Below are 7,114 nucleotides of genomic sequence, written 5' to 3'. Positions count from 1 at the left end.
AAATGGCGGGGAACTGCAAGTGGTTCAACCTCCGGAGGGGTTCCCGTTACCTGTGATGCCTGAGCTGGCCAACGAGCATGCACCTGGGTTATACGATTTAAATCAGTAATTCATCTGTTTGGATATGTAGGCTATTGAACCAAAAGAGGCAGTCATCGGACTGCTTTTTTTGTTTGTTTTTATTTATTTATCTTTTGAATTTAGAGATAAGTATAGTAAGATAGAACACAATCCGAAAGATCGGGATATCTTTAAGATCATATAGAGTGACAAGGACGGGGGAGGATGGCTTTTGAAAAAAGTGCTTTTGCTGTTGGCGGATGGATTTGAAGCTGTGGAAGCGAGTGTATTTACGGATGTACTGGGGTGGAACAACCTGGAGGGAGACGGGACAACCCAGGTAGTGACCGCGGGACTGTATGACAGATTGAAATGCACGTGGAATTTTACCGTCATTCCCGAGGTCACGTTGGACTCGGTGAAGGTGGAGGATTACGATGCTCTGGCGATTCCTGGCGGGTTCGAGGAAGCGGGCTTTTATAACGATGGATACGACTCCAGGTTCTCCAAGATCATTCGGGAATTTCATGAGCAGGGCAAGTGGATTGCCACAATCTGCGTTGCAGCTCTTACGCTTGGCAAAGCCGGCGTGCTGGAGGGACGAAAAGCCACGACGTATGATCACCCGACCAGCATCCGAAAATCGCAGCTGCGGGAATTCGGTGCCCATGTCGTGGATGAGCAGATCGTTGTGGATGGAAACCTGATCACCTCATGCAACCCGGCAACGGCTTTTGAAGTGGCATTCACTTTACTGGAAAAGCTGACATCCTTGGAAAATACAATGCATGTGAAAGAGCTTATGGGATTTACAAAGAAATCATGATTAGAGACGAAATGGATTTTAAGCAGTAAGCCTGTCGGAAGAAGACAGAGCTTATTGCTTTTTTTTTGTGATGACGACGTACCGCGGTTTATATAAAAAATAATTATAATCATACAGCCTATATGTAAGCGTTGGTTGAGGATGATACCCTTGAGTGCAAGGAGGGATATGATTTGAGTTTATTTCCTGTCACCTACTCGCTTCTATCCAAGCAAGCGGTAGGGTTACATATCCAACATCATTATGAGATCGGTAGCGTTGTGAAAATTCAGTATTTTCTGCGGGGCATGAACGATACGTACGAAGTAGAAACGGATGTTGATAAATATATATTTCGTATCTACAGAGCTGATCGAAGAAGCCGGTCTGATATCGAGTTTGAATTGGAATTGCTGCAGTTTCTCGGTGCGAACGGGATCAACGTGTCAGAGCCGATTCCGGGAAAAGACGGCGTATACCTTAGAGGGTTTAACGTCATGGAGGGAACTCGGTACGGAGTTCTATTTCAATATGCCGAAGGGCACGAAAGGCCGATTCACGCCATTGCGGACAGTTATCGATTCGGCGAATCCATTGGCCATATGCATAAGGCGGCGGATCATTTTGAATGTGTTCATGCAAGGGAACAGCTGAATATGGAGTTTCTTATTGATCGACCTTTATCCATCATCAGACCCTATATGGAGCATCGGTTGATGGATTACAACTACCTAGGTGAATGGGCAGCGGAACTAAAGAAACGAATCTCGGAACTCGAGATTAGAGGTTTAGATTGGGGCGTATGCCACGGAGATCTGCATGGCAACACGAATGCCGCATTTGCGAAGGGTGGAGAGCTGACCCATTACGATTTTGATTTATGCGGTTACGGCTGGAGAGCTTACGATCTTGCCGAGTTCAGACTGGCCAGGGAGATACATAGCGGGCATGACCCGAAGGAAGTGGAAGGATTATGGGACGCCTTTTTGAGAGGATATGGCAGTGTCAGATCCCTCGGCGAAAATGATCTAGCCGCTGTCCCTGTTTTTGTTGCCATTCGGCAGCTTTGGCTCTTTGGATTATGTTTTCAAGATTCGGAGTTTGCAGGCATTGCCGACTATGATGAAGGTTTTATAGATCGCAAAATGCAGTATTTCAAGAGTTTGGGTTATGTCTAGAACGGAGGAGAGCATATGAAAGTTACCGTGGAGTTAACCGATTCTTCCACCAAATTTATCATTAATAATATATATCCGCTGTATTTGCATGATTTATCAGGGATATGGGGATGGAAGCCGAATCGATATGGCGTCTATGAGGAAGATGACACAAAAACCTTGAATGACCAGAATCAAGTTTTTGATATATGGTGGGAGAAGCCAACGATTTTGTATCCTTACCTGATTCGAGTGGATGGCATCCCGGCAGGATTTGCTCTGGTAGCAACCCCGCCATATACATATGGCAGTGAATTTTACATGAATGAGTTTTTTGTTTTGAAGCCCTTTCGAGGCAAACATGTTGCGGAGAATGCTGCATCACAAGTGTTCCGCAAGCATGCCGGCAGCTGGGAAGTCCAGACGAATGCCACCGATAGCAATAAGCGGGCGCAGGCATTCTGGAGGAAGACACTGCAAATCTATGTGCCGCAATCATGCGTAAAAGAATTTGTTGCGACGAGGGACGATAATGAGAAGCTGATCTTTCAGTTTAACTCATCGCTGGCATCATTGAAGTAAAGTTTGAGGGAAAGTCCAACCGGTCGATTACGATCGGTTGTTTTTTTGGTTACCTTGTCAGGCATTCTTCAGCTTTTAAACTTTTATTTTGCCATTGATGTAGCGGAATGGAGAGTTTAGCCGTCTAAAGGGTATGGAGGTGGTCAACAGATGGCAAGGCCGGCCGGCCCTAACGACAAATCAAGATTTCCGTCTGAGCCCTCCCTGGCGCTGGAGCAATTCATGAAGGAGTATGGCACTTCCATACTGCGTACAGCCTACTTCTACCTAGGTGATCGACATTTAGCGGAGGACGTTAGCCAGGAGGTTTTCCTGCGGGCTTTTCGCCATTGGACATCATTCCGGGGGGAGAGCAGTGTGAAGACGTGGCTGACGAAGATTGCAATTAATGCATGCCGGGATAAACTGGGTTTAAAAATGACACAAGAGCAACCGACGGACCCGCTGCTGCTGGAAAGCTCCGTACTCCGCAGTGTGGAGGATGAAGCCATGGAGCGCCTAGATCAAACAACTATTCTTAAATATATTGCCGAACTGCCGGTTCATTATCATGAGGTTATTTACTTGTATTACTATCTTGACCTGGGAACTCGTGAAATCGCGGAAGCTACCGGAGCACCGGAAGGGACCGTTCGCGGAAGGCTTCACCGGGCAAGAGAGCTTCTTGGCGAATACCTGGCAAAGGAGGGACTCGCACAATGACATTCCAGGACGACCAACTTCGGGACCTTATAAAAAACGAAGCGGATGACCTCCTGTTAGGAACCCTTCACTTCGATACGGATATGCAAGAGAAGGTAAAGCAGCTTGCAGAACGAGAACGAAAGCAGCTGGAGAATCAGGAGCGAAGAACGAAAAAAAGACGGTATCCATGGTTCGCCGGAGCAGCAGTCGCTGCTGCGCTCATCGGATTACTCCTCAATTTCGCTGAGCCTAACTTCATTAAATCTCCGGGATCGCCTCCTGTAGGGCAGGAGCCACCTGCGGTCCTAAAAGATCCTGGTCCTGATGCCCCGATCGAGAATCCGCCGGGTATTTCGAATAACGAACTACGAATTCTCGGCAGCTATGATGAGGCAGGGCAAGCCTTTGGTGATAAGCTTCGTATTCCGTCCTATCTTCCGGAGGGCTTCTCCCTTCATCAAATTTCGGTAACAGGTCCGAAAGAAGAGGCAGCTACGGAAGCGGTAATCAGTTACACAGCAGGCGACCGTTCATTCGGTTTGTTTGTAAACAAAGATGACAAAGTGAATATGCCCCAGTATTTCGATGAAAAAGTGGACTTGAACGGTGTCGAAGGCTATTTGATCAGAGGCGAGCCGATTCAAGACAACGGAGGGATGGTTCCTAATGTTCAGCTCCATTGGTACACAGATCATATTCACTTTATGATCTCAGGTCTTGTGAGTCAAGAGGAAGCCCTTCAAATTGCCCGGTCCATGGAACCGGTTATGAATCCAGATCCATAATCGATCATACAGAAAAATCAGGAGGTAATGAGATATGAAAAAGGTAAATATGAAGCATTGGGGCAAGATACTGCTGTTGGGGAGCGCTTTGCTCGTAGTTGGGGCCGGTTCTGCCTTGGCTGCGCCGGATAGCGCGGTATCAACATCCTTGCACTTGGCTTCCGCAGCGGAAGATCGTCTGACTAACAAACAAGCGGAGATTGACGAATATGTTGCCGGTGCAGGTCAAGAAGAGCTTCCTGCACAGGGTTTTACTGTGACTCACACGGGTGTGGTCGGTGATAAGGTTGAGGTTTGCATTACACCATACAATGAACAGCATGCAGAATTCCTTTATGAGAAGTTTGGACGTGATATCGTTCAGGTGGTGGAAGGAGAGCAAGCGATTCTCTATGGAGCGAATGCGGCTGAAGCCGATGTGGTTGCAGCGGAAGAAACGGGTACGAATCCATGGATCTGGGTCGGCGCAGCGGTTGTGATTATTGCGGGTGGACTGCTTATCGCCAGAAAAAAACGATCTCCACGGAGTTAAGAAATTGCACGGTTTAACCGTTCAAAACCGTATGAACCAATAGATGCACTCACTGAACCCAGGTCCCCGATCTTATCATCGGGAACCTGGGTTTTAATATAAGACTCACTCACTCTTATTGTGGTTATCCTTTATGGTGCGACTGGATTAAAGTATTCTGACCCGCAGCAAGGAGCCATGTGTCTTGGTCCTTGACCATCACATAGATTGCCAGGCTTCCTTGTCCGTCTTCGATGAGTTCCCCCTTCGATGTAGCCGGATACTGTCGTATATGCGCGATGGCCACATCCTGGCGTAAGAATACAAGTTTCTCAACGAAATACTTTGCGAATGAATGAAGAAGCGGCCCTTTTAAAACAACTTTATGTGCGTTATTTATTTGCTCCCAGCCTGAGAGCATCTCCCCCATAACATTGACCCAAGTGGAGTCTTGGGTAAAGTGACGGTCCAAGGCATCGGCATCATGTTGATTAAATGCCGATTCCATATCGGCAATCGTTTGTCTAATGAAGCGACCTTCCTGCTCCTCTAATACCTTGTGATTTTCCTGGATGTTGGACATTGCGAATAACCTCCTTTTATTTATACTGCATTATGGGCGGATAGCTCTTCGGCCTTATCCATTGATTTCTGTGATTTCATCTTAGATGATAAGATATATAATTAAAAATATATTTTATGGCAGGAGCATATGCCTTCAGGTATATAAACGAGAAGGGATCATCCAGACATTCGAAGACCTCGTTACTGATACAAGAAAAGATCGACATTACATCAAAACAATTCATACTTGGGGTATGGGTTGTTTTTTTATTTATGTTACAGGTGTCCCTTTTTTGGCAGAAGAGGTGTTATACAAACGTAAATAAGATTTACGCGGAGGTGCGTCTTTGAATTGGATTCGATAGAGGAGTGCGTGAGGCGCGTTAAGGCTGGTGAGGTGGATTGTTTCGAGCCTATCGTCGATACGTACAAAAAACAGATCTACATATATTGCTGCCGGATGCTCGGCTGCAAGCAGGACGCGCAGGATGCCGTCCAGGATATCTTCATCAAAGCGTTCACCAAGCTTCATACCTATGAAGCGAAGGTATCGTTCTCATCATGGTTATACAAGATTGCCTATCATCATTGTCTTAATCTGCTTCGCAAGAGACAAGTTCGCCTGCGAGTGAACCGACTCATCAAACCGGCAGGTTATGCTGATAGTGTGGAACAGACGCTGGAGCGCAGGTGGTTCAGCGAACCGCTGGAATATGCCATGACCAAGCTTTCGGTTGAAGATCGAAATCTGCTCGTGCTGCGGGTGTTCGAAGATAAACCATTCACGGAGATTGCGCAGATTCTGGATAAGAATCTCAGTGCCGTGAAGAAAAAGTATGCTCGGATGAAACAGAAAGTCATCAAGCTGATTCAGGAGAAGGAGGGGACGGAGTTATGCGAGATTCGGGACAGCCGGAGCAAGATCGAATTCTGAGAGGCATGGAATTGCACTCCGTGGAAGAAGAGGTGGACGTGACCCCCGCCATCATGCACAAGGTGCGTCAAATTCACCAAAAGAACCACAGGGGACATTCCGGCAATCGCAAGAAAGCCTTGATTATTGCGATGCTTACTGCGATTTTGATTCTTTCGTCAATTAGCGTTTATGCAAGCCAATACTTAATTCAGATCAAGAACAAGGAAGGCGAAGTTATTCTGTCTACCATAAAGCCATGGAAATACTCCGAGTCGGAATATAACGCCAAACGTATAAAAGAGACGGAAGAAGAGCTGAGCAAGAGGTTAAAGCCGGGAGAACAGGCTGTATATTATATCAAGGACCTGCATATGACACCATTGGTCAAAGAGCAGCCCTTGAATTATTTTTATATGTTGACTAAGCATTCAAATTATCAGGAACTCGCAATAGAAATCGAGGAGAAGGGGGCACCTGTGCTTCAAGAACCTGATTATGTACCAGATGGGTATCAATTTGATTTTGGACAGATTCAAATAAGGAACACGCCCGTATGGAATACACCGGAGTATCAAATTCTTCTGGATGAACTCAAAGCGCAGGCGGAGAAGTCGGATGAAGAACAGGGACTGTTCTATAAAATTGTTCCTTGGTCCGAGATTGCCTCTACAGGAATGGAATATCGTAAAGGCGAATATCGGATCAGGATTGCAGCTTTTGCACGAGAGAAGGGCTCAAAAGCCGGTGTGCCCACAAACCAGGCAGTAAAAATAAAGGTGAAAGGGAAAGAAATGATTTTGTCAGCCATTCCAACAAGCCCCTTGCGCAGCTTGACTTGGTTAAGCGACAGTGAAGAGGTGCTGTATAGAATTACGGATGACCCAAAGGATCCGCTGTCCAAGGATGAGTTTGCGAAGATTGCAGCCGGGCTTGTTTCGGAATAAACGGTTTTCCATTATTTTTTACAAAATGTCCCTTTTGTTGTCGGTAAGGTGTTATATGAGATGTATTTCAACATTATTTTAAAAGGCCTTACCGCCGAAAGGAGCA

The 7,114-nt window shown here is 46.3% G+C and carries 9 protein-coding genes; 8 read left to right on the top strand and 1 reads right to left on the bottom strand.

All coding sequences use genetic code 11. The features are described 5' to 3' along the window. The first annotated feature begins 292 nt into the window (after window positions 1-292). From ACPV3A_RS28705 to ACPV3A_RS28680, 6 genes are all read left to right on the top strand, one after another. A complete protein-coding gene (locus ACPV3A_RS28705) occupies window positions 293-886 on the top strand; it encodes a DJ-1/PfpI family protein (RefSeq protein ID WP_426202924.1) in 594 nt (197 codons plus the stop codon). A gap of 173 nt (window positions 887-1,059) precedes the next feature. Beyond that, on the top strand, window positions 1,060-2,043 hold the full coding sequence (locus ACPV3A_RS28700) for a phosphotransferase (RefSeq protein WP_426202922.1): 984 nt from the start codon (window positions 1,060-1,062) through the stop codon (window positions 2,041-2,043). A 15-nt stretch (window positions 2,044-2,058) separates the two neighbouring features. Continuing rightward, window positions 2,059-2,604 (top strand): GNAT family N-acetyltransferase, encoded by a 546-nt coding sequence (locus tag ACPV3A_RS28695; RefSeq protein ID WP_426202920.1) that lies wholly within the window; start codon window positions 2,059-2,061, stop codon window positions 2,602-2,604. Between the two features lie 150 nt (window positions 2,605-2,754). After that, window positions 2,755-3,306, top strand: a complete 552-nt coding sequence (locus ACPV3A_RS28690; RefSeq protein ID WP_426202919.1) for a sigma-70 family RNA polymerase sigma factor — start codon at window positions 2,755-2,757, stop codon at window positions 3,304-3,306. Next, window positions 3,303-4,073 (top strand): DUF4367 domain-containing protein, encoded by a 771-nt coding sequence (locus ACPV3A_RS28685; protein ID WP_426202916.1) that lies wholly within the window; start codon window positions 3,303-3,305, stop codon window positions 4,071-4,073. The genes ACPV3A_RS28690 and ACPV3A_RS28685 overlap by 4 nt, the downstream gene beginning before the upstream one ends. Window positions 4,074-4,107: 34 nt before the next feature. Then, a complete protein-coding gene (locus ACPV3A_RS28680; RefSeq protein WP_426202914.1) occupies window positions 4,108-4,605 on the top strand; it encodes an LPXTG cell wall anchor domain-containing protein in 498 nt (165 codons plus the stop codon). A gap of 124 nt (window positions 4,606-4,729) precedes the next feature. On the opposite strand, the gene ACPV3A_RS28675 is transcribed toward ACPV3A_RS28680, so the two are convergent. Continuing rightward, on the bottom strand, window positions 4,730-5,167 hold the full coding sequence (locus tag ACPV3A_RS28675) for an SgcJ/EcaC family oxidoreductase (RefSeq protein ID WP_426202912.1): 438 nt from the start codon (window positions 5,165-5,167) through the stop codon (window positions 4,730-4,732). A 354-nt stretch (window positions 5,168-5,521) separates the two neighbouring features. Between ACPV3A_RS28675 and ACPV3A_RS28670 the strand changes: the two genes are divergently transcribed. Both ACPV3A_RS28670 and ACPV3A_RS28665 read left to right on the top strand, forming a co-directional pair. Further along, the gene (locus ACPV3A_RS28670; RefSeq protein WP_426202909.1) at window positions 5,522-6,082 is read left to right on the top strand and encodes an RNA polymerase sigma factor; all 561 of its coding nucleotides are present in this window, start codon (window positions 5,522-5,524) and stop codon (window positions 6,080-6,082) included. Then, window positions 6,043-7,008: a hypothetical protein gene (locus tag ACPV3A_RS28665; RefSeq protein WP_426202907.1), complete on the top strand. Its 966-nt coding sequence runs from the start codon at window positions 6,043-6,045 to the stop codon at window positions 7,006-7,008. Before ACPV3A_RS28670 ends, ACPV3A_RS28665 begins: the two co-directional genes overlap by 40 nt. Window positions 7,009-7,114 lie beyond the last annotated feature (106 nt).

This window comes from Paenibacillus sp. Dod16, assembly GCF_049893405.1.
GTDB lineage: Bacteria > Bacillota > Bacilli > Paenibacillales > Paenibacillaceae > Paenibacillus_AQ.
This window is presented reverse-complemented; position numbering and strand designations above follow the sequence as displayed.